The organism is Bacteroides sp. HF-4919 (assembly GCF_018860125.1).
The window spans coordinates 257540-280258 of sequence record NZ_JAHKNF010000009.1; the positions used below are offsets into that span (position 1 = coordinate 257540).

Sequence of the window (22719 nt, forward strand, 5' to 3'; positions counted from 1 at the left end):
TACTCTTGCTTTAAACGAAAGCGTATAGTTGCTACCGGGGACTTGCTGGCAATAGCATTGTAGAAATAGCTTAGGGTTGGTTCTCGCTCCAACTACTTGTGTAAGCATAAGCCAGTACCCTAAAATAATCGTGTATATTGTTTGTCGTTACAGACGTGACACGAGTCTTCCGACCCGTTGCCTCCTCCTCTCTGGCTATTGAGGGAACAGTGATACTGCGGTATATAAGGTGTAAAGATAAAAAGAGAAGATAATCACCTTGTAAAGAAGCGACACTGCCCTGTGCTACCTCTGTGCTGGCCATGGAACGGATCAATAGATCCCAGTAGGCACGTATTTCAGGAGTAAAAAATATGTTTGCGGAAATACGTCCCCGATCCAAATCATCCTTACAAGAAGAAAGGTAAATATTATTGATGACGAGCAGTGAAAAACAGGCACGAGACAAAACTTTTCCACCAGCCATCCCTAAATAAAATGTTCTCATAATATTAATAAAATAGCAAATTATTTTGCAAATAAAAGCAATTTGTAATGAAATCCAATTATCATTTTAGATCTATCATTTACCAATTTATTTCTTTTATAAAATAAATAAGTATTGTCGAAAAATAATATTTCAGGGGGGCAAATAACAACTATCTTAATGACAATATTCTGCATCGCTGAGCTTATCGGCGTAACAGCCCGTTACCTAATTTCAATCAAGCAAAGGTTTGGTATTGCTCCTTCCTGCAATGTTGCTTCTCTGTTACGCTTTCATACTCTTGAACTGAATGCATGGCAATATTAACAGGACAACAGTATGAAATACCCTATATGCTGATGCAGGGACAAGCAGGAGAGTGAAATAAGCAACTTGCTCAATAAACAAGCCGAGCAATTGAAAAAACATCGACAAATTTGATAGGGCACAAACATGAACAAGACGGAGTGATGAATCATCTTCGCTGCTATGACTTCTTTAGTTGGATGGTAGCGCTATTCCTCACTTCCTTTTAGTCTGCTTTGTGACTAAGTTACGGTTTCAAAACGTACGAGCATTGCATAATTTTTCTTGATGGTAAGGAAGCTGTCGAATGATGCCGCATTGGAAGGCGGAATATTGTTTTTTTGTGTAAATAAAAAATACCAAAAATGTATCCATAAACATATTACACTTTTCCATAAAAAAACGCCGCGGAACCTTATTCGGGCTCTCTACGGTGGCTATATACTGTATTTTCACCAAATGGCGTATCGGGAAAGGTGATTTGGCAACTTGCTATGAACCTGCCAGTCTCTTCCTTGTTTTACAAAAGGTTATCCGTCCGTTTCGTCCATTCGTTTCAACAAACGTTCCTTCATTTGATCAAGGTAAGCTGTCCGGCTGTTCTTCCGGTTACGCATGGAGATAAACGTGTGGTACACGTCTCCCAGGTCAATATGGAACATTTGTTCGAACAGCATCACGAGCTCGACAATGCTCACCCTCCCGTTATCCACGCTACCCATCGCCCAAATGCCATATATCAGTTCCACGGCAGCCGCCTTCCGGTCCGTCCAATGGTGCTCCTTTTCCTGCACGGCATACGCCCCCTCCATTGCCAGCAGCACTTTCCGGTTCAGATAACCAAGTAACATTTCCGCCACTATCAGTCTTGCGGCCAACAAGTCATAACCGGTTGACATCACCGAATCCTCCTCCAGCATAAAACTTCCGCTTTCCGGGCTCAGCTCCTTTTTGGCACGGCGGAAATAGTAATGGTCCCGGTAAGTCGCCCCGCTCCGGTAATACTGGTAAAAGGGAAGGTATCGTTCCAGTTTCCACTGGTATTCTTTCATAGCCTTGCGGTAATGCATCCGGGCAATCTCCGGGCAACATGAACAACCGCTCTCGATCTGGTATACCCGGTAATAATACAGCAGGCGTCCCGTTAGGGCAGGCTTGTAATACTTGAAAAAGCAGATTTCCTCTTCCACGTTGGAGAATGGGTGGTTCAGGACATAGTCCTTCAACTCACGGGATCGCTCCCTCAAAAAAGAAACCATCTCCTGACAAGTCCGTATCACTTGCTCTCCCTCCATACGGGAAGATTCGATGCCCATCTTACGTTCGACCTCCTGCATCAAGTTGTTAAAGTACGTTTCTATCATGTTATTCCTTAATTATGGGGCACATGAGTACCTTCACGCTACCCGATTTATTTTTATGCCTCTCTTGATTCGATCGCAGGTTTTCCTTTCGGCCCTTTACGATGAAAAACTTTTCCTCATATCGAAAAGACCGGAGAAAAGCCATGATACGGCTTCCTCCGGTCACACCTGCAAAACTGGGAAATTCCTTCCCCAATCCCCGGGACCAGACTATTCAAGGTCCCTCACGCAACGCACGTATCCCTTCCTGTTATTCACAAGCCTGTCATTGTCACCCGCCCACTGGGTATCCACGGTCGTGACCCATCGGAGATAACCATGGAGATACATCTGGTAGCCGGCACTGAACGATCTTGCCCCGTTCATGCTACGCTTGGAAAATCCCGTCCGAGAATGGAGAACTTCAGACCCTACTACTCCCAGAGAAGGAAGGTCATTACCGAATTCGTAAACCTCCTTTTTCTCAGGGTTATGCCAGTCGAACAGGCCCCCGCACATGATGATCAATTCCACCTCGTTGGGCACCCGCCAGGTTCCCAGGTCGCTCTTGTCCGCCTCCTGGTAATAATAGGCGCACGGGCTGTTTCCCTGTTCGATGTCCGCCATCAGCGTGCTCCAATCCTGTAAGTAATACTCGCTCTTCCTGTCAGGATTATTCAAATCCTTGGGCTTATCTATCTTATTGGCGATATACTTGGCCACCTCAAACCCGTTCTTGTAAATGGTGTTGCTCTGGGAGTCCTCATCATGCGCGGGCAACTCGTAAATGGCTCTTACTCCACGCGTCATGCTGTATGGCAGGTTATCTGCCCTAAAGACCAGATATTCCTCTTTCGTCCTGTTATTGACAAGAGACTTGTTCAGTTCCTTGCCCAACTCCTCGATGTGATAGCTTTCTTCCCCAGACTCCAGCATCCCCAGATCCCTGATCAACCTCACTTCCGAGTAGGGGATGCGGTCCCCGGGTGAGTTCCCTCCCTTGTAATAATCAAAGTTTGCGATGGGAGTCACGCTGCGGGACTCCAAGATACAAATATAGGGGTTGGAAGAGTATAAAGAAAGGTTTGTACTTGCCATAAAGGCTCTTGACATATAAAATGCTGTGGCGTTGTCCGAGGGGGCGTGCCCGTGCAGCCTGGAATGTAACGGCAACGCCCGTTCCCCCACGATAAGCATACCGCTCTCGCTCACCGAAGGAATATACCACTTCATCTCGGCGGCCTGCATCCGGCCATCACGGTTATCATCCCGGTTCCGTAAAAACGGGGTGAAACAGGCATATTCGGCGTGGTAATTCTTGGCTGCCAAATTATAATGGTCTCTGCTGAGAGTCAGCTTCGCGTTGTCCACCTTCGTCATGACCTGCCATAACTGGTCTTGTTTACTTCTTCTCATCGGGTCAATCATGACCTCTTGACTGAAGTCGCCCGACCTTGCCATCACCTTCCAGGTATTCGACCAGCCGTTGGATGTATATTTATTATAAAAAGCATCCGGTTCTCCCGGAGCCTTCACCATAAAGTCCAGGTCCGGTGTCTCGTTCACGTTTTCCACCCCCCAGACACGCATGCCTTCGGGTCCCTCCGTAAACACCGTCTTGATGGACATCTGACGGATGGAAACGACAGCCTGGTGATAACGTGACTGCCCGTCGGGGGAGATTTCATGCGACGTGTTCACCAGCAGGTCGAAAGTCCGATCCGGGGCGTTGGCAAAGGTTTTCCACAAGTTCTTGTCCTCGGGGGCGCCATCCTGCATGGGGTTCCGCTCGTAGAAATACTCGTTGGCGTAAACCGTCACCTTGCAAAGCCCCGTGGAGGCATTAAATACATAATCGGGCTCTTTGACAAGTCGGTAAAGAAACTGTTCCAGCGAAAGCAGATGCGCCCCCGTGTTGGAGTAATATTCCATGGTTTCGTTTCCATTGTCAGACAGGGTGCTCGGGTGGATGAAGAACGCGAGCCAACCAGTGTCTGCCTTCTTCTCCCCTGAAGGAACGTATCCGTTATCCTCCAGCTGTTCCAGCTCCGCCCTCGTGTAAGAGACTATCTTGTCACAGAACGGGGTGCGTATGGCAAAGGAGATCATCGCGTCGTCCTTCAAACTGCCATCCGGACTGAAGATGGCAAGCTCGTCCTTGTTGAAACGCATCAGGCCCTGTTCATAATGGCAGTCAAAACTGAAGGAGCGGTGAGCGTCATATACAAGGCCTTCCACCCCGGGAGCGGGCTCCTCTTCCCGGTCCTTGTCGGACATCGCCTCCACTACCAGGTCGTTCATCCCCTTGATCGTCACGTTATAGGTATAGTGCACGTTACGTTCTATATCATAATCGTTGACCGGATCATTCTCCGCCGTGTATCCCAGATAAACGCGGTAGGTCACCCTCCCGAAACGCTCCGTTGAGACTTCACCGGTTGTCATATCCTGGCGTAACTCACCCGTGAACTCGATGTAGGGAGCCAGATCCGGAGCGTATTCTGTAGCTCCGTTCTGCACGTTCGGCTTCTCCGTAGCATCGGGAACGGGAGACTTCACTTGTTTCTGCCGCAGGTCATACCCCTTCCTCTCCGCATTGTAACCGGGAGAGGCGGGAGTTATCATTTTTTTTGCCAATTTCCGGTTCTCCGGAAGGTAAAACGTAGTAGTAGTAGTAGCGTCGCCCTCGAACTGGAATAATTCGGACAACCAGTACGAATCCATCTCCATCCCGCCGGCATCCCAGGGAGCCCCGGCGTCACTGCCCTTGACATGCTCGGTGACAAAGGTCGAAGCCGGCACGTTACCGACTCTCCATGTCCCGGGCACGAACGTGAGCCCCTCCCCGGTTTTCAGGTTGACCGTGATTTTCGCCTCCGCACGTTTCAGGGAGACCTCGAGGCGCCTGGTGTCGGGACTGATCTCCTCCGTCTTGGTAACTGACATCAGCAGGTTCCCGTTCGGTCGGAACAGGGTACGGGCGGTCATCTCCGCCTTGACCCTCTGAATGTCCGAAAGGGACGACACGCCAGCCAGGATCCCGGGCTCTACCTGAAACAGCCCGTCACCATCCGATTTATAGTTCGCCAGCAGGACCAGCGTCTTCTCTCCCGAGGTAATGGGGATGTTTTTCAGCAATCCCATGCTCGTGGGTGCATCCGTGTCCTTCTCGCCGGTTGCCGTTTCCAAGGCAGCAGCGGCCTGATAAAGCTCCGCACGGGGATACTCCCGGGAGAACTCCACGCCGCCGCGGGAATCGAAAACCCACAGGTAAAGGTTGTATATCTTTCTCTCCTCGCCTTCCGGCAGGCCCGAACGTGTCTTGGCCCTGTTGGCTGCCGTACCCACGCTGATGTCTACCGTCGTGGGCACGCCTTCCGGGACACCGCTGCCCCGAAGCAGCTCCTCGTCCGTACAGCAGGTAAGAACGGGCAGTAACAAAAGAATGAAACAAGTTATTTTCAGCCTATATGCTTTCATATATAATAAAAATTTATAATGACAAAATTGTGAACATCACTGAAAAGGAGGGAACTCCACATCCTTCCGCTCCCAGGATTCGACCCGGTAGATAATCTCTCTGTCCGCGGCTTCCGGCAAGACCATGAATACCTTATAATCCCGGTTCGGGTAAATGGGGCCGGAATACACCCCGGGAGAACTTTCCTCGCCAATGTCAAGCAAAAAGGTCCTTGTCCTGGTCTGTGAGATGTTTCCTCCTGTATAATACTCCACTGTCAGCTGTATCTTCGGGTGAGGGTGTCCTTCCTGCCAGGAATTGGCTTCCGGAATATACGGGGCCAGGTACTGGGGAAGGAAGAACTGCTCGTATTTTTGGGCGTCCATTTCCGTATAGTCAATCCCTCCGCTGGCATTGAGGGGGGCCTCGTAGATGGTCAGTTGCGCTTCATTTTTTATTCCATAGGAATACGTGCCCGTATGCTCCGTGTTCTTTCCCGTTCCCGGGGTGGATCCTGCAAGCTGGCCGCCGTCCGAGTCATTCTCCCTGAAAGAAGGAGACATCAGTACCGGAAAGTTCAAAAAGGCAATCCTTTTATAATTATAAATGATCTGCTCAAAGGGGGCAATGCTTGCGATGTATATTCTGACACGGGAGAAATCACGGAACAGCGGGATTGTGATATCCTGCACCTGCTCCCCGGAAGCGGGCTGGACGGCCGTGGACAGCTTTCCCGAAAGCATGCCCATATGCAACCTGTTGGATATTCCGGGAGCGTCATCCCAAGAGATATTGGAAGTTGTTGTCCAATCTATAATCTTCTCATCCGACGGGGAAGGAGTCACACCATCGTACGGGTTGTCCACCGGAATGCCGAGACTGCCGTCATCCTGCTCCCTGATGATGGCAGGGAATGCGGCTTCGACAATATCCTCCCTGTCCACCTCCTCCATGCCTTCCCCGAGGAAGTCCCATGGAACTGCGTTCTGCAGGATTCCTCCGGGCGTATAATAGGGCAGGTCCTTTCCTGTCTGGTTGGGGGCATAGAAAGCATAGAATTCACTCTCGCCTTTGGGGATGCGTATCTTGGTTTGATATTCCCCCTCCGCGTTGCCCGAACTGAAAGGAAGCAGGCGACTGTACACATACCGGTTCTGCTCCTTGTTGAAAACCATAAGTGCTATTCTGGGCTGTGCGGGGGCTTGGGGAAACAGTGTGCCGGTTTTATACCAGTTGGCCGGATCGGAGGAATAAAGGTCCAGCATCTCACTTCCCCCGGCTGTTACGCCACGGGTTGACAGGTTCAGCCTGACGGTCACGTCATCCTCTCCGGAAAGCCGTTCCGGGATATCTTCTTCGTTCCGGCATCCTGTCAGGGCAAGGAAAAAGAGCGGCAACACCGTCATCACAAAGTTCCTCAAGGCCCTTACCGTGCGAGTATATTTAGTATCTTTCAGCATAATATTCATCAATCGGTTATGGGAACCACGTCAACGGCTTCCCAGGGTTTTACACTTACTGTCAGAGAACGGGGATTCTGGCGGAAGAACAGTGGAAGCACCGCTTCCTGCCGCCCCGTTATCCGTATCTGGTCGGGATACAGAGCGATATATTCCGCGACATCTACCATGCAGAGAACCTTATCTCCCTGCATAAGACGGATCGTCAGCGGGTCCCCGTCCTTGAAGCGCAGGGTATTGAAATCAAGCACGAAACGGTCGTTTTTTCCTCCCGTGTAAAACGGAAGGTCGAAGGATGTTTCTCCCGAACGCTGCCCGGAAAAGGAGAAACGGGCTGAGAGCGTTTCCATCGTCAGGCGGAAGCCCGTCCCCTTGTTCTGTTCGTACCAGGTCCCGGCGTTCTCATCGTCGTCGGGAAGGACTACCGCATGGATTTTCACGTGCTGGGAATAAAGTCTTACCACGTCACGGGAGTCGTTCATGACCTTCGACGTGATGGTGGTTTCCCCAAGGTATAGCCTGTCAAACGTGCCGGCCGCCGGTCCGTCCTTTTCCGCCAGTTCGGGCCGGGAAACCGACGCTTCACCGTAAGCACCATCCCCGATAACCGTCTCGTTCAACGCGTTGCCCACAGCCACTACTTTATAATCACCTTCCGGGAGCCTGACCTCCAGCGGTGAAAGCAGCTGTTCTCCCTCCAGGTGGTGTTTCTCCACCAAGGCCCCGTTCCCGACGTCAAAGATGAAGACGTCAATGTCATCCACGTATTCCTGCAGATGTTCCCGGTTGTCATCGGCCAGGTAGGAGAAGACGATCGTGTTGCCAAGGCAGCCGCTCAGGTCGTCATACACCCGGTCACATGCGGTCACGAGGTATAAAGCGGCCAACAGGCCCAGCCAGGTCGGTATGTTTCTTATGTTCATACTTTACACTAATTATTATAAATCAATACTGTAATTTTCCCGAAAGAGAGGACACGTTTCCCTCCCGCGGGTAATAAAAAAGGGAGGGGACAAACTTTCCCCTCCCCGAGAGTGCGGGGCGGATTCCGGTACCGGCCTGTCAGGGCCGATACGGGAAAAGCGCTCCGGCAAGTGGCTATTACTCTCTATCTGTATCAGTCAAGGATGGGGAATACGTTCACAGCGGTCCAAGGCTGCACCTCGACACGGACGATGACGTTCACGTTCTCGTCCTCCAAATCCCCCTGTCCGCCCGGTTCGGGAGTCACACCTTCAGGAATGCTCGGGTCAACATCCACGAGGATACCCTGGCCCCCGTTCAGCGCAGCGAGATCCAGATTGATCAGGTAACCGCCCTTGCCGGCTTCCAGATCCGTCGTGCCTGCAGTTTCACCTTCTGCCTTCGCGTAACCGGATATAACGACAAAACGTCTGTCGGCGGATACGCCGTCGTCACCTGTCTTGAAAACGAAAGCAAGTTTTGGAGCGTTGTTTTCCTTACCGTAACCCGTAATGCCGTTCACGAAGAAGTTAAACGCTGCGGCCTTTGCCCCCTGTGCGAAATCGAAACCCGCTGCATTGAAATAGGAGGCCACTTCCGACAAGTCCGTGTTACCGTCGGGTTTGAACGTGCCGTCTTCGAATTTATAGCGGTCTCCGGCGTAGGTCTTGGCCCAGAACCAGTTTGCCTCTTCTTCCACTGTAAGTTGAGGAACAGAGAGCGTTCTGCTGAAACGGTTCATCAGGATACCTTGGTTTGCAGTGGTCACTTCGACAACCTGCAGCCATTGACTCAGGCTGGCCTGTTGGGCAATGTCGGACTTGCCGTCCCATGTCTGGCCGTTGAAGCCTGCGGCATCAGCCTTGAAAGCGGCCCACGCTTCGGCACTGCTCTTTCCCTTATTTTCATCCTTGGCCAGCCAAGTCGTGCACCATTGTTCAGCCTCGGTCTTTTTCCCGTCTTTCCAGATAACCTTGACAAACTTGGTACCGGTCACTTGGAAGCGGTTCATGCTGGCGGTCAAGGTGAGCTCGGCCTTCTTCACGGTACGTTTGTCTTCCTGAGGATTGACGCCATAAGGCTCGGCACCAACAGTGGTAAGTGTTTCAGAACCGGCATAAATCACTTCATTAATTTGGGCTTTCAGCTGTTGTTTGCTGATTTCAGCAACAGTCTTTCCCTCACCGTCAACCAACGCTCCCTGAGGGTTAGCGATAACAAGTGCCTTTGTCACGTCATTGTCCACGTCAAGGAATTTATAACCTCCCGTCGTTGCCTCTGCACCCACGGCAGTAGCCGAAGTCAGCTTGGTAAAATCATCAGTATCTTTTGTAAATTCCTTCGACAGGACAATGTCTTCTCCAGCCACCAAGTACACATGCAGTTTTTCAACCGATGCCGCATCACCGTTGTTGGCGGTGTTCTGCAATTCGCCCATGGCGGCACGTGTGCCCGGACCGGGTAATGCCACTGACATCACCACATCAACCGGTTGGTTGCCACTCTCCGGCGCTACCGGATTCTCTTCGTTGTTACATGCAGCGAACAACGCCAACGAGGCCACTGCAAAATACTTCATTACTTTCATAATTCGAATTGTTTTTAAATTAAGATTACTAATACTATATATAACTATGTCTGAGTTACATCTCTATCTGCTGATTGTTTCCACCGTCCCCGGGCTCCCCTGAGAGTTTTTGTTTGCCCTGGGCCATAGCGGCTTTCTTGATTAATTCTTCCGCCTTCCTCCAGTCACCTTTCATGTTATAGGCAACGGCCATGGGAAAGAAAGCACGGCTGTCATTCGTTACCGGTTCCAACACCCGCAACGCGCCGTCCGCATTCTGCCCGTATTTCAACAGGGCGTTGGCGTAATTCAGGATTGCCACGGTGTCATCCGGGAACTGCCCGTAGGCCCTCTCGTACACCGGAAGGGGAGACATCCCCCGGGAAGCGTACAGTCCGGCCAGCTGGTACATCTCGTGCTGACTGAGACACTCGGGTTTCGTTTCAAAAATTTCGGGAAGTTCCTCCACCGTGTAAGGCCTCACGTCAAAACTGAGACTGAAAGTCGTGCGCCGCAGTCCCGGGTAGAACTCTTCGAGGAGGAGGCGATAGCTCCTGCCGTCATCCAAGGCACGGATGGCCTCCTCGCGTTCCGTGTCACGCTCGTTATGTCCGATGATAAAAAGAATTTCGTCCCTGTTGACGAGGGTGGAGCCGCTGACCATCGATTTAAGACCCTCCCAGTCCTCCCCGATACCCTCGGTACGATAAACCGGTGCATTTTTCAAGGCGGGGTATTGACGCGAAATATAATCTGAAAGGGTTTGGGTGCGTCGTTGCGCGAGGGACCTGTTGTAATCGAAGCTCCCCTCGGGAGAGGCATAGCCTTTTATATGTACCTCCTTGAGTGACGTTCCTTGAATATTCAGGTTCTCCGAGAGAAACTTCTTCAGCCTGTCAAGCTCCTGAGCATTGCCTGCAAAATCTTCCTGCAGGTCGTGGCGTGCAACAGGAAAGACCACCTTACAGTCGAAGGAATCCTTGTAGCATTTGATCATGACCTTTTCCGGTTCGATGAAACTGTAAGCATAATCCTTTTCCCCGAAGAGGGGGATACCGGCCTGAAAGGCAATATCCTCGCTCTCGTTCGTGCCGCACTCGGCACAGCCGTACGACACCTCCCTGACAACGAGACGCCCGTCAGCCATCCACCGTTCAAAAGGGACGCTCCTTTTCACAGTCAGGCCCGAACTTTCCAGCACCTTGGCGGAACGGACCTCGCCGGATCCGGGGTTACCGGGTTTCAGGTTGCCCAACGCCTTTCGACGCTTGATCACCTTATATCTTCTCTTGCCGGCCACGCAGACCGGTTCGAGGCGGACGCTGTCACGCCCGTCAGCCGAGACATAGACGGGGAACAGGTAAGCGACTTCCTGGCTTCCAAGCCCTGCCAGAGGGAAGACACTGAAAGTAATATCCAACGCGTCTCTACCCGGTTCACGCTCCACACGGCTGTTTGAATAATCCCAACGCGAGGTACCTGACGTTGATAAAATGTCCTGGGCGGAAGAAAACAAGGGAAACATTCCCAGGCAGCCCATGATAAGGATTTGCTTCTTGTTAATATGGTAAGGTTTCATTGATATACATTTTTAGCATGATAGAATAAAAAATTGTGTCCCCGGATTCAGGGAGTTATTTCAACATGTAAATAATTGAAATGGCGGCCCTGGTGGGACCTATGTAGTCCGCATCCCCCTTGCCCAGCTTCTGCCCGCAGGTGGTACACTTGTACTTGTCATAACGGGCGTGCACGTAACCGATACCCAAGGAGGCCTCGATATTGAAACGGTTGGAAAGCACCCACTGGTAACCGGCGCTCAACCCGCCTCCCCAGAAATAACCCTCGTAACGGTGGTCCTTCATGTTTCCGTCCCCTTTCTGAAGCACGAAGGGGACATCGACACCTCCGATATTCATCTGGCCGCCATGGGCATGCAACCCGAAGAACCAGCCGTTGAAAACGTCACAGGTCCAATAACGGAGCTCCGGCTGGACAAGCCAGTGACTGAACTTCTTTGCCTTGTACCGGGAAGACGTGGCGTCCCGCGTGTAGAAAAAGAAATTCATACCCACCTGTGTGTCAAGGGTCCATTTACGCCCCATGGAGAACTCCAAGGAGAGGTTGGGAGTTTTCAAGGCATCGTAGGCCAGATTGTTCTTCAAGGCAACCTTTTGAGAGAAGGCACCAGCCGAACAAAGCAAAAACACCAGAAGAAAAAACGGTTTCATCATACTGTTATTCATTGTTTCGTTACTTTATTTTATAAGAGGACAAGCCAAAGTTATCCTTATGTAATAATCATTAATAAAAATGCAACTTCCCGGAAAAAACTCCAGAATCTTTCTTGCACGTATAGAGTGGACGGCCGGAAACTCCTGCCCCACCAGAAGGACCTGCAGGGACGCAACCCGCCCACGAGACTTAAAAGTCTTTCAGCCGATCCGGCGAAAGCCGAATAGAGGACACCGTCCCGAGTATGCAGGTAAATCGAATCCCTGTTGGACCATTCCATGTTGAATATCTCATGACTCATTCGCATAATGTAAACCTTTATTCGATGACTTTCTTATTTTCCACTCTCTCCCGTAGAGAGTGGAAAATTTTTCAAAATCCGCTCTGGAAAGCGGTTATAGATGCCAAAAAGAAATAAAAGATGAAACATGGACAGATTCTATCATATAACTAACTGAAAATAAGATTACTAATATTTTCATTAGACAAAAAAAACAGAAACAATGGAACTTTTTTATTTGAACGAGCACACGTCTTGTTATAATTACTCAAAATCTATGCAGGAGGGATTCCGGTATTATAAATTTGACGAAGGATTGAACCACGAGGAGGAATTGGTAAAAGATTGTATCCTGTTCGTACTCAAGGGAAGTCTGCAATTCTCCTGCAACGGTTTTCAGTTCACTGTTTCATCAGGAGAGATGGTCTTTTTTTGCCGTGACAGCCTGTTTAACACCCAATCACTGGAAAAATGTGAAGTCGTGGCTGCCCTGTTCGAGGGGGGAGTATGGCCCTGTCAAAGGGCCTCCTTTTCAGAGTTATACCACCTGAGGGAAATTGTCGAATATCGTATGGAACCTCTTGAAATCAGGGATCGGTTATGCAAATTTCTTGAACTACTGGTGTGTTATCTGGAAGATGGAGCGAACTGTATCCATTTTCACGAAATAAAACTCAAGGAACTTTTCTGGAACATTCGCTTTTACTATTCCAGACAGGAACTTGCGAATTTTTTCTATATGATTATAGGCCGTTCGCAAGACTTCAAAAATAAGGTCTTGAACAATTACAAAAGTTGCAGGACCGTAAAAGAACTCGCATCGGCCTGTGATATCTCCCTTTCCGCCTTCAAAAGACAGTTTTCCGCGGAGTTTGGAGAGGCTCCAGCCGAATGGATTCAGAAACAGTTGTTGGGAGAAATCAAATACAAACTTTCAGTTACAGACCTGCCGTTGGGAACCATTGCCAATGAACTGGAGTTTTCCTCTCTTGCACACTTCTCCAGATTTTGCAAAAGATGTCTGGGATGTTCTCCCAGAGAGTTAAGACAGCAGATAAAAGGCGGTTAAACAATCTCTGAATGGGGGAGATAAGAAATTGATAAATAATAGAGCCAAAACGGAAACAGCCAACAAAATTATTGTCTTTAAATTTGCAGCGTAATCCAAATAAAAAAGGATTACGCTATTTTTTTAACACATGCTGTAAGTTTTTTCTTATTTTCCACTCTCTACGGGAGAGAGTGAAGAAACAGGAACAAATATACGTATATTGTGATAATATACTATAATTAAAGTGAAAAAAATATCTTAGATAATAGAATTTAACTAATGTAGAAAAATATTATTATTCCATTAAATCATCTGTTTACCCAACAGATGCCGGTCCAAAACGTAGATACCATAACATGTAAATCCCTCTCGTAGCCATCTTTCAATTGAAGACGGTATAAGATAAATTAGCTAAATAAAGGTGTTCCTTTTTTCCTGTATAATCCCGCCACGTGCACCAAGGCGGGATTTACAGAAACATCCGGGAATGGTTAAATTATCGGTGGTAAAAGCCTCTTTGGGAGTGGTTAACCGCCGTCCATCGTCCAGACGGGAACTGAAGAATTTGAGCTGATATCTTTCGCGGTCGGGCCCGGTCAATCATCCACCGCTAAAATGAAGTCAGCCACTTGATTATTAACCGCATCCAGTGCGGAATGATCCAGTTCTTTCAGATAGATTCGGGTCGTTTTTTCTGACGTATGCCCCAGACACTCACCAATAACATGAACCGAGGCACCGTTCACCTTGGCTATCGTGGCCCATGAATGACGGGCCGCGTGAAGTCTCAGCGGGAATTCCAAACCAATGACCCGGGAAATCTTTCCCAGAGAGTAACGAATCCTATGGTAGGCGTTTCTATAACCAGCGTACGGATCCCGTTCTGCCGGAAACAACGGGAAGATGTATTCTCCCGGTACATTCTTGTATCTTTCCAGGATACGACTGATCTCCTTGTTTATACCTACCCGCATCAATTGATCGGTCTTGTGACGCCTGTAACAGATTTCACCCGGGAAAACATGCCTCTTTTTTAGCAATGCAATATCGACGAATGACATTCCACGCGTGTAAAAGCTGAACATGAAAATGTCCCGGGCAAGAGATAACGGGCTGTCCTTTTCCAGTTCAATTGCGGATAGTGTTTTAATCACAACCGGATCAAGGGAGCGTTTGAGAGTTTTTTTCGTTTTAATGCTTATATCGCGAAATGGGCAAGGCAGTTCCAGACCCATCTCCCGACATCCCTTCCTGAAAAGAGCCTTGATATTATGCAGATAAAAACCAATGGTGTTATCGCATATACCCGAAGCGAGCAGTTTCCCCTGGTAGTCGGAAATGATCCGGGAAGAGAGTTTTATGAAAGGAAAATCCTTTTTTCCCAGGTACCTCTGCATGGAACGCAGGCTGGAGGCGTATGCCCGGGCTGTTCCCTCATGACCGCTTTCACGAAGTTCCCGGATTTTCCGTGAAAAATAGAAATAAAAACCGGCTTCGCGGGTTAACACGCCGTAAGTCCTGAACACGTCCTCTATTTCGTATTCCCGGGATTTCTTCTCTATCATTGAAATACACTTTAACAGTACCCTTGAGATACTTTCGCACCTGTGGTTAATCCTCCGAATCGACTCCGGGGTGTTTTCCCCGCCGTCGATAACCCTCCCTTTTACGGGATCAAACAGGGTATCCGGGATACTGAATCCTGTATAAACAACCTTTTTCCTTCGCTTGTGAAGAACCTGCACGACTAACGGGAATTTGCCGGACCGGTTGCTCCTTCCTTTTACCAATACTGTTTTAACTGTTGCCATAAGTTTTTTATTAGTTAGACATTTGACGCTTCCTTGTTTCCTGGAAAGGAAGCATAAACTTATATGCATCAAATCGGAAAAAGACCAAAAAAGTTCAGTAACCAAGCGGGAAAATTGCACGAAAGACGGGAAGTCGGTTCCAGACCCGTCGGTAAGGGAACGGTACATCTTGTATGTATAGGATTTTTTTCAACTTGCCAAACATGAAAAATGGAACAGGGTGAGATGGTAAAGCATGTTCCAATACATCCCCAAGTAAACCACGGGGATTAAGCATGGCAGATGGGATTTTTTCGCTGCACAAGAGAAAAAAGGCGGCCCCACCTGCCGCCTGTAGATTGATAAAGAGAGAATTCCATCCTACGCGAGATGATCAAAGCCATATGGATCCAGCTTCCACATCCCCCGCCTGGTAGGTATAGGAGATGAACTCCTCAAGCGCCTCCTTCCATGTAAGATTGAAGGTTTTCATGATGGAGTGTAGCGTGCGGTTGTTGTCTTCATCCAGGCTATCCTCCCCGATCAGGTTCACATCTGCCTCCGGGTCCACATCAACAAACTCCTCGCGGCTCCAAAACACCACTACCGGGATGCTCAGGTTAATATCCCATGTTCCACGCTGGATCAATACCCCGGAGGGCTTGTAGAACGGGTCAAAGCCGTTTGTCTGCGGGTTCTTTTTAGAATTGTAGCCGTGATACAGGCGGAGTTTCAGGTCAAACTCCTTGCGGTCCTTCAGGAACCGGATAACTCCTTTTAATCCTACCGGGTTAGTGCCTCCCGTAATTTCCGCCTCGTTGTCATGTTTGGTCTTGTCCCAGGGCGTGGTATCCACATAGAGATAATCCACCAGTGCCTCCGGATCATTGTCGTCAGCTTCCGGTTTCCCGTCAAAGGTAGGTCTCACGTTCTCCGGGGTGAAGAAATGCTGGTGGATATTCTCCTGCCCGTTCTCCACGAACTGGCCGTTCATCAACTCTCCTTTGGAATTGTAGTAATAGATAAACATCAGGTAAACCGGGGCCGGGGTAAAGTTGTTTCCATTTTTATATTCGCCGTTTTTCTGAACGTAAAACTTGCCCTGGCTTCCTTCAGCAAGGGTCCATCCACTGCCGGCCTTCAGTTCATAAGTGATCTCCTGGACACGTTTCATATACCTGGCCGGGGATTCCGGATTTTGGTGGGGACCTCCGGCCTTCTGTATCTCGTTCCAGTCAGCGTGCAGGTGGCATTCAACGAGGCGGACGGTCATTTTTGCCGGGTCCTCATGCAGCTTGTTCTTCGTCTCGTCTTCTGGTATTACAGGATCCTTGCTGCAAGAGTTCAGCGACAGGACAAGGGACACTCCTACCAGAAGTGCCCACACGGTTTTACATGCAATTGTTCTCATTTTTCTTTTTATTTATTAGTGTTGATTATAGTTCTTATAAATTAAAAAATCCAGTTTACACCGCAACGCACATCACGTCCCATATCATGCGCATAGTAACGCGAGCGGTTGGTGTATTCCTTGTACTCACGGTTCAGGAGGTTGTCTGCCGACAGCATGAACCGGACCTGGTGTCCCCGTTTCACGGGAAGTTCAAGACCAGCGTCGAACCCGAGGAGATGGTACGCCGGGGGAGTATACGGGATAAGATCCGTGTCCGGATCAAACCGCCTCTGTTTTGCGGTGAAACGGTGCCTGATGTTCAGACGCAGCCTGAGATGCGATTTCGTCTCGTGGATCCACGCAAGTTCATGGCTGAAACGGAAGGAGGGAATATAAGGAAGATAATTACCCTTTGTCCGTTCGTTTGCCCGTATAAAGGAGACGACGGCATGGTAGTCCCATGAACCGCCCGGAGTGAAACGCAGGTCAAAGTCCATACCGCGGAAGAAAGCCGGGGTCTGCCTGTACTGGAAGACCGGGTATGCTCCCGAAATCACGGTGACTGTCTCTTTCTCCGGCCCATCATAGATATAGCCGTCCACCCATTGCAGGTAACCGTCCAGACAGACGCTGAACATCCCGTCGCCGTAACGGAGGGAAGATATCCATTTGTAGCTTCTTTCCGAGTGCATCGCAGAGTCTCCCCTGACAAACATCCCAGACCCGAGCTCGTTCCCGTTGCTGTACAGTTCATACACGTGAGGGGCACGCCAAGCCAGACCGAAGTTGGAGGTGAGCCTCCAGCGTCTGGAAAGTTGATAGTGGCCTCCCAGGCTGTAGGACACGTTGTTAAACTTTCTTGTCCCGCCATAGGGGCTTCCCGTCCAGTCATAACCACTGGCACGGGTTTCCTGCATATCCAGGCGGAGGCCTGCTTCAACGCCTCCCCTGGCCAGGTGATATTTCCCGATTCCGTATATCCCTGCCTGTGTCTCCGTGTAGTTCGGGATAACGGGCACGAATCCGGTACCCGCGCGGCTATGGTTCTCGATGAACATGACCTGACCTCCCGCCTCGACCTGCCAGGATCGGTAATCCCGCTTCCAGCGCAGAAGATGCTGGAATGAATTCAGGTGCAGTGAAACCGCCGGAATGTTAGAATCCAGCCGCCGGACACGGTTTTCCTGCCTATCGTCCTTCTGCCAGGTACTCTGCCAGTGAATACTTCCCCCCTTCTTCATGCCGAGCCGCATCCTGCCGAATGCGATCTGATGGGTGACCTCCTGGCAGGGAGCCCTGATACCACGGGAGAAGGGATCCGTGTGCAGGGGGCGACCAAGCCGGATACGTTCCGCCAGCAGGTCCTCGCTACCCATCTGGGCGCTGAGCATCACCCCTGTCCGGCTGTAGAAGCGGCTGTAGAAACCTTCCACTCTCAGACGTCCGCGGTCATAGCCCAGAGAGGCGGAAGCGTGATATTCTCTGGTTCCCGTGTTGTTCAGAAGATAGTGCGCAGTGGAACGGTCCCCAGAATTTGACCAGGTTCCCTGCAGACGCCAAGCGAAATCACCGGGAAAAGCACCTTCGAGCTGTCCGGTAGCCACGTAGCGACGCCCATTACTTCCGTAAAGTACGGAGATTCCCCCTTGAAGGGAGCGTTTTCTGAAAGGAAGCGGAGACTGCTCCATGACGATAATCCCTCCAAGGGCATCCGAACCGTATCTTACCGCATCGGAGCCCTTGATTACCGAAACGGAGGAGCTGCCGTTCATGTCCACTTCGGGAGCGTGGTCGGCCCCCCATTGCTGCCCGGTCTGGCGGGCACCGTTATGGATGATCAGTATCCGGTTCCCGTACATTCCTTGGATAACGGGTTTGGATACAGTGGTTCCCGTGCTGATGGAACTTACCCCGCTGACACGTTCGAGCAGGGTGGCAAGCGAGGTTCCCAGCGCGTTCCTGATCTCGGGAGATGAAAGGCGCCGGCTCACCACGTTGGGTGACGCCCCGGCACGTTCACCGGTCACGACCACTTCCCCGAGTTTTTGTATGTCCGGGGAGAGACATACGGTATGTATGCTGCTTTCTTTGAATACCTCGTTCAAAGGCACACGCCGGGAACCGTAACCCAGGCACTGCACGAGGACCGTATCCATGAAACACGTTCCATGACCGAAAACAATCATTCCACGGGGGGAGCTGACAAGTAACCGTTCCCCGGTCAGGATATAGGCCCCTTCAATGGGAAGCCCGTTTTCCCGGTCAATGACCAGCAGAGTATCGCGTGTACCCGTCGATTGCCGGTCAGCCTGTACCCGTGCTTCCATGGGAGAAGGGAGGGTACATAGGCAGACAAGAAGCAGGCACACATACTGGAGATATGCATGAAATGTCATACTTGAAAAAATATAAACGGGTTATAATCTGTTAAGACGGGACATGAAAAGCCCCTGCACGCAATCACAGTGATGGCATGCGAATCCCTCAAGGGAGTTATGACAAACACACAGGGGGTGCACGGAGGAAATGCGGGAAAAGAATGACGATGACATCTGTTTCCTCGGAGATAAGATACCTTACAGGCCTGCCAGTCGGAATATAATCGTATATAAAAATCCCTGCCTCGACAAACGGGGAGAGCGTAAAGAGACAGATGGTACAATTTTCAGGAGAATCGTGACGGGAGTGCCCCTGTTCGTTATGGGATACGCACGAATGTTCCCCGTGAACATGAAAAGCTTTCACGAGGAAAAAGGGCATCAATGTCAGCAACAACATACATGCTATGACAGCCCGCTGTCTCTGTCTTTTTTTCGTACGATCCATTAGTTTGCAAAATTAACTGTTTTAATCATCACTCGCAATACCTACAAATAATGATTTGCAAGCATAAACACCATGTATATTTGTTACGGATACCAGACAGACCGTTTTATTCCTCCAACCAGTCGTCTGAGAGCCCGAAACTCCTGTCACGAAACAATTCAGCCAGACCTGAGATTTGTTTGAAACGGAGTAACTCGTTCTTGTCCATGCCTATGTTGCGCATGATCCAACTGTCGGACATACCCGATTTTGACAGTTCCGCCACAATACCTGTCATAAGTTCCAGCGAGTGCATTCCCCTGGCCCTGTTATGACGGATAGTCGAGGCCATCCTGTTCGAGATGTCTTTGTTTATGACCGTTACAGGCAGCAATCCGTTCTCGCGCTTGTAAATCCTGACGGATGTTTTCATAACCAGATAGCGGTGGTAACCGTCAACCAGCTCGTAGATATCCTCTTCTTCCCGGTAATAACACACGAGGGGCATCGTGTAACCGTCTTCCCAGATGGACAGTTCCAACAGTTTCATCTCCGGGGGAGCAACGACATTCGGGTTATAGCTGTTGGCCACGATTTTCTCGACCGGCACGGCCTTGACGTTATACGCCGGACTTTTAAAACTTGACATGACAATCACAATTTATATCTTTTCAAAACTCTCTCTTTCATCTCCCTCTCCCGCTTGGTCTGCGTGAAACCCATATACTTGCAGGTATGATCGTTTTTCAGGATGCAGACGCACATTCGTTTGTAAGTGGGTATTTCACGAAATTCAGGGATATCTATCTCATCTATATACTCCATGCGGACGGGCCTCTTGTCAGTCCGGTATGCCGTGCATTCTTCCACCGTGAACGGTACACCGGCCGCACGCAGCTTCCCGATCGTTTCCTCTCCCAGGCAGCCTCCTTTTTCCCTCCAGAATTTCTGGCTCACCCTCAGTTTCTCCAGGTAGTTCTCCCTTGTCGCCCGGGGAAGCGTGTCAAGGAGGAAGTACATGTACTCTTTCCACGTGAACCCGTCCGGACAACTGATGGAGCGCCAGCCCATCGCAACCGTGTTCCCGTACATTCCGGCGAAACTGACGCCGTTGACCCGGCTGACCATGCGTCCCCAGGTATCCGGATCAATAACTTTATAAAGATGCAGGGTCGAAACGGCCTGTGAGATAAACGGGCTGGCCACCCTCTGGCGGGACAAGGGAATCCCGGCCTGGTAATACAAGTCATACAAACGGTTATAATCCCAACCATACCGGGCATACCCCGTCCACACGTCCGTTGTCTTCCAGTCGTATATCGGGTAGGCGTTATAAGTATAATATCCTACACGGTGAGTCCACTTGTAGTTGGCCAGCTTACGGTAATTCTTGTCGGAATGAATCGCCCGCCACCGGTTGAAGCTCTCCTGCGTGCGGATCCCCACGAGGCAGCAAACACGCTTGCATCCCTTCTTACGACGTATCCAGGAAGGGAAAAGAGACTGGAAGTCGTAATCCCACAGGCTGTCGTTCCAGAAATCAAAATCTTTCACGCTAAGAGCGGTGCCCGGCATCTGGCGAACCCAGATATTCTGGTACCCCTCTTGCCAGGGACGCCAGTACTGCTGGTACATGGAAGTACATGTGGGTACCTTGAAGGGGACACAACAGTGGAACACTTCAAGGATATCCCGGTTGTTGGAAAACATCCTTTCCACGTACTCCGTGCTCTGGCGGTACTGCACCTCGTAATCCATGTGGAACACACCCAGTTTTCTACCGGGAGCATGCATGCGGATATAATCCATGCACAAATGGAGAAGGATGCCGCTATCCTTGCCACCGGAAAAAGAGACATACACGTAATCAAAATAGTCAAAGATGATCTTCAATCTCCGGTTGGCGGCCTCGTGGACATCCATCCGGCGCATCATGCCCCACCTCCTTCATGATAACGCATCTTGACATACTTCTTCCACTCGACACAGGGGATAAAATTCTTCATTGAAAAGTCTTCCACGTGGCGTTCGTGTACAACGGCCACAAGGGAACCATCAGAAGAAAAATCATGGATAATACGGTCCAATAACATCTCTATTACAGAGGAGTTATCCCCGCTAATATAGTAGTTATCTATGCAATTGTTTGTCAAGGTCATTTTCACGGGCATGAATCCCAACACCCTTTGCTCATCCATGGCAATGTACCAGACATGGTTACGCGTCGTTTTGAAAGGATAATTATTATTTTGCCGCAATACGGCCGGGTTCATTACCAAAGGGGCGACAAGGTCAAAAAGCCGACCGTCCAATCCTTGTAACTTCAGAATGTTCATGATTCCAATCCGTTATTACTAAAAATCGAATGTGTACCTATTATGCGTTTGTCCATGATTTCCGACATTATCATGCCGCAAGCACGTTACAAATGACTATCCGCAAACATGGATATCAATGGGGACGGGAATGATACCTCCTGAGTTTCCAAAAGGGAGAAAAACATCAAAATGAACAATAATGCCACGGGAACGATCTCCACACCCCATTCCCCTATCAGCTCAAAAGTCACGTGCAGATCACATACCCTTCTTTCCGAAAACATATGACCGGAAAGGCAGGAGCAGAGAACACGGAAAAAACAATTCAAAATTTAGTACATGATATTAAAAAATTATACATTGAAAATCAGAGGAGCTACCCGCCAATCAACTGGTGATTGGCGGGTGCCCTCTGGCTTAAAATAAAAAATCACTTTACCAGATTCGGGTTTTTCTGGGAATCCATATCAGGATATGGAAGATACATCAGATTGTCACTCCATGTCCTGTTCGTATATTCTACAGACTCCTTTACCAGGATCCCGTCGGCGACTTCAACAGCCGTGTTCTCCGCTCTTTCCTTAAAGGTGTCTTTCAGTCTGTTCATACGGAACTGGTCCGCACGGCGTGTGACAAGGGCCACCCAGTAGCCTGCCACCTCCCAACCATGCTCCTTATAAGCCGCTTCGGCAAGGTCATCTGCAGAAAGTCCGGTGAGCGGTTCCAGTCCGGCACGCTCGCGGACATCATTCAGACACTTGAATGCCAACTCGTCCGTCTGCCCCGTCCTGGCCTTGGCTTCCGCATACCACAACAAAACCTCCGAATAACGAATGATTCTATGCCGATGGTCATTACACATGTTCTGACTGGCCGGTTTTGTATAATCATACGGGGCACTGGTATTCACTTTTGACGCAGGATCCCAGTTGACGGAGAATATACTGAACATGGGGTGATGTTCCGGAACGACAGGGGTACCGTCCTCCTTCAACTCCCACCAGTCAACCAACGTTCCGTCTTTCAGACGAATCTTGGGATCATAAGTCGCATCTTTTCTCGGACCGTCAGGAAACTCCTTCCAGAAACGAATTTCACCCCAGGCGTCTCCCCAGCCGCCCAGCGATTCAAACTGGTTACATGAAGTAAGCTCCGAATCCTGTGCCCAATCCACGAACGGTGAATAGTTTATGCCGAGCACCGTCTCATTATTATAGTTATTGCTCATAGCATACACATCTTTGTAATCCTTATCGAGCTTATACTCGTATTCACCTCTGTT

18 protein-coding genes are annotated in these 22719 nt (G+C 49.7%); 2 read left to right on the forward strand and 16 right to left on the reverse strand.

Annotated features, from left to right (window positions below; all coding sequences use genetic code 11):
- Positions 1-70: 70 nt before the first annotated feature.
- Positions 71-487: a hypothetical protein gene (locus tag KO473_RS16575; protein WP_005823178.1), complete on the reverse strand. Its 417-nt coding sequence runs from the start codon at positions 485-487 to the stop codon at positions 71-73.
- Between the two features lie 159 nt (positions 488-646).
- On the opposite strand from KO473_RS16575, the gene KO473_RS16580 reads away from it, so the two are divergent.
- Positions 647-793, forward strand: a complete 147-nt coding sequence (locus tag KO473_RS16580; protein WP_157195918.1) for a hypothetical protein — start codon at positions 647-649, stop codon at positions 791-793.
- Between the two features lie 509 nt (positions 794-1302).
- On the opposite strand, the gene KO473_RS16585 is transcribed toward KO473_RS16580, so the two are convergent.
- The 7 genes from KO473_RS16585 to KO473_RS16615 all read right to left on the reverse strand — a co-directional run bounded on the left by KO473_RS16585 (position 1303) and on the right by KO473_RS16615 (position 11796).
- A complete protein-coding gene (locus KO473_RS16585) occupies positions 1303-2136 on the reverse strand; it encodes an RteC domain-containing protein (RefSeq protein ID WP_005823182.1) in 834 nt (277 codons plus the stop codon).
- Positions 2137-2346: 210 nt separating this feature from the next.
- Entirely contained in the window at positions 2347-5595 is a 3249-nt protein-coding gene (locus KO473_RS16590; protein WP_005823184.1) for a fimbrial protein, read from the reverse strand.
- 36 nt (positions 5596-5631) lie between these two features.
- The gene (locus KO473_RS16595; RefSeq protein ID WP_005823186.1) at positions 5632-7044 is read right to left on the reverse strand and encodes a DUF5042 domain-containing protein; all 1413 of its coding nucleotides are present in this window, start codon (positions 7042-7044) and stop codon (positions 5632-5634) included.
- Complete coding sequence (locus KO473_RS16600; RefSeq protein ID WP_005823188.1) at positions 7044-7958, reverse strand: FimB/Mfa2 family fimbrial subunit; 915 nt, start codon at positions 7956-7958, stop codon at positions 7044-7046. Before KO473_RS16600 ends, KO473_RS16595 begins: the two co-directional genes overlap by 1 nt.
- A gap of 194 nt (positions 7959-8152) precedes the next feature.
- Positions 8153-9586 carry a hypothetical protein gene (locus tag KO473_RS16605; protein ID WP_005823191.1) on the reverse strand — a complete coding sequence of 478 codons (1434 nt, stop codon included), beginning with the start codon at positions 9584-9586 and terminating at the stop codon, positions 8153-8155.
- A gap of 55 nt (positions 9587-9641) precedes the next feature.
- Positions 9642-11144 carry a hypothetical protein gene (locus KO473_RS16610; protein ID WP_122130383.1) on the reverse strand — a complete coding sequence of 501 codons (1503 nt, stop codon included), beginning with the start codon at positions 11142-11144 and terminating at the stop codon, positions 9642-9644.
- Between the two features lie 55 nt (positions 11145-11199).
- Positions 11200-11796 (reverse strand): DUF3575 domain-containing protein, encoded by a 597-nt coding sequence (locus KO473_RS16615; protein ID WP_008760201.1) that lies wholly within the window; start codon positions 11794-11796, stop codon positions 11200-11202.
- A gap of 507 nt (positions 11797-12303) precedes the next feature.
- Between KO473_RS16615 and KO473_RS16620 the strand changes: the two genes are divergently transcribed.
- The gene (locus KO473_RS16620; protein ID WP_005823200.1) at positions 12304-13149 is read left to right on the forward strand and encodes an AraC family transcriptional regulator; all 846 of its coding nucleotides are present in this window, start codon (positions 12304-12306) and stop codon (positions 13147-13149) included.
- A 578-nt stretch (positions 13150-13727) separates the two neighbouring features.
- On the opposite strand, the gene KO473_RS16625 is transcribed toward KO473_RS16620, so the two are convergent.
- The 8 genes from KO473_RS16625 to KO473_RS16660 all read right to left on the reverse strand — a co-directional run.
- Positions 13728-14942, reverse strand: a complete 1215-nt coding sequence (locus KO473_RS16625; protein WP_005805223.1) for a site-specific integrase — start codon at positions 14940-14942, stop codon at positions 13728-13730.
- Between the two features lie 373 nt (positions 14943-15315).
- Positions 15316-16332 carry a hypothetical protein gene (locus KO473_RS16630; RefSeq protein ID WP_005805225.1) on the reverse strand — a complete coding sequence of 339 codons (1017 nt, stop codon included), beginning with the start codon at positions 16330-16332 and terminating at the stop codon, positions 15316-15318.
- A gap of 41 nt (positions 16333-16373) precedes the next feature.
- Positions 16374-18710 (reverse strand): TonB-dependent receptor, encoded by a 2337-nt coding sequence (locus KO473_RS16635; RefSeq protein ID WP_005823204.1) that lies wholly within the window; start codon positions 18708-18710, stop codon positions 16374-16376.
- A gap of 97 nt (positions 18711-18807) precedes the next feature.
- Entirely contained in the window at positions 18808-19140 is a 333-nt protein-coding gene (locus KO473_RS23515; RefSeq protein WP_005805229.1) for a hypothetical protein, read from the reverse strand.
- A gap of 106 nt (positions 19141-19246) precedes the next feature.
- Entirely contained in the window at positions 19247-19768 is a 522-nt protein-coding gene (locus KO473_RS16645; protein ID WP_005798034.1) for a ParB/RepB/Spo0J family partition protein, read from the reverse strand.
- Positions 19769-19773: 5 nt separating this feature from the next.
- Positions 19774-21054 (reverse strand): DUF3440 domain-containing protein, encoded by a 1281-nt coding sequence (locus tag KO473_RS16650; protein ID WP_005805231.1) that lies wholly within the window; start codon positions 21052-21054, stop codon positions 19774-19776.
- Entirely contained in the window at positions 21051-21455 is a 405-nt protein-coding gene (locus KO473_RS16655) for a hypothetical protein (protein ID WP_005805232.1), read from the reverse strand. The genes KO473_RS16650 and KO473_RS16655 overlap by 4 nt, the downstream gene beginning before the upstream one ends.
- A gap of 412 nt (positions 21456-21867) precedes the next feature.
- The coding region (locus tag KO473_RS16660) for a RagB/SusD family nutrient uptake outer membrane protein (protein WP_216035133.1) at positions 21868-22719 on the reverse strand (852 nt) is incomplete at its 5' end.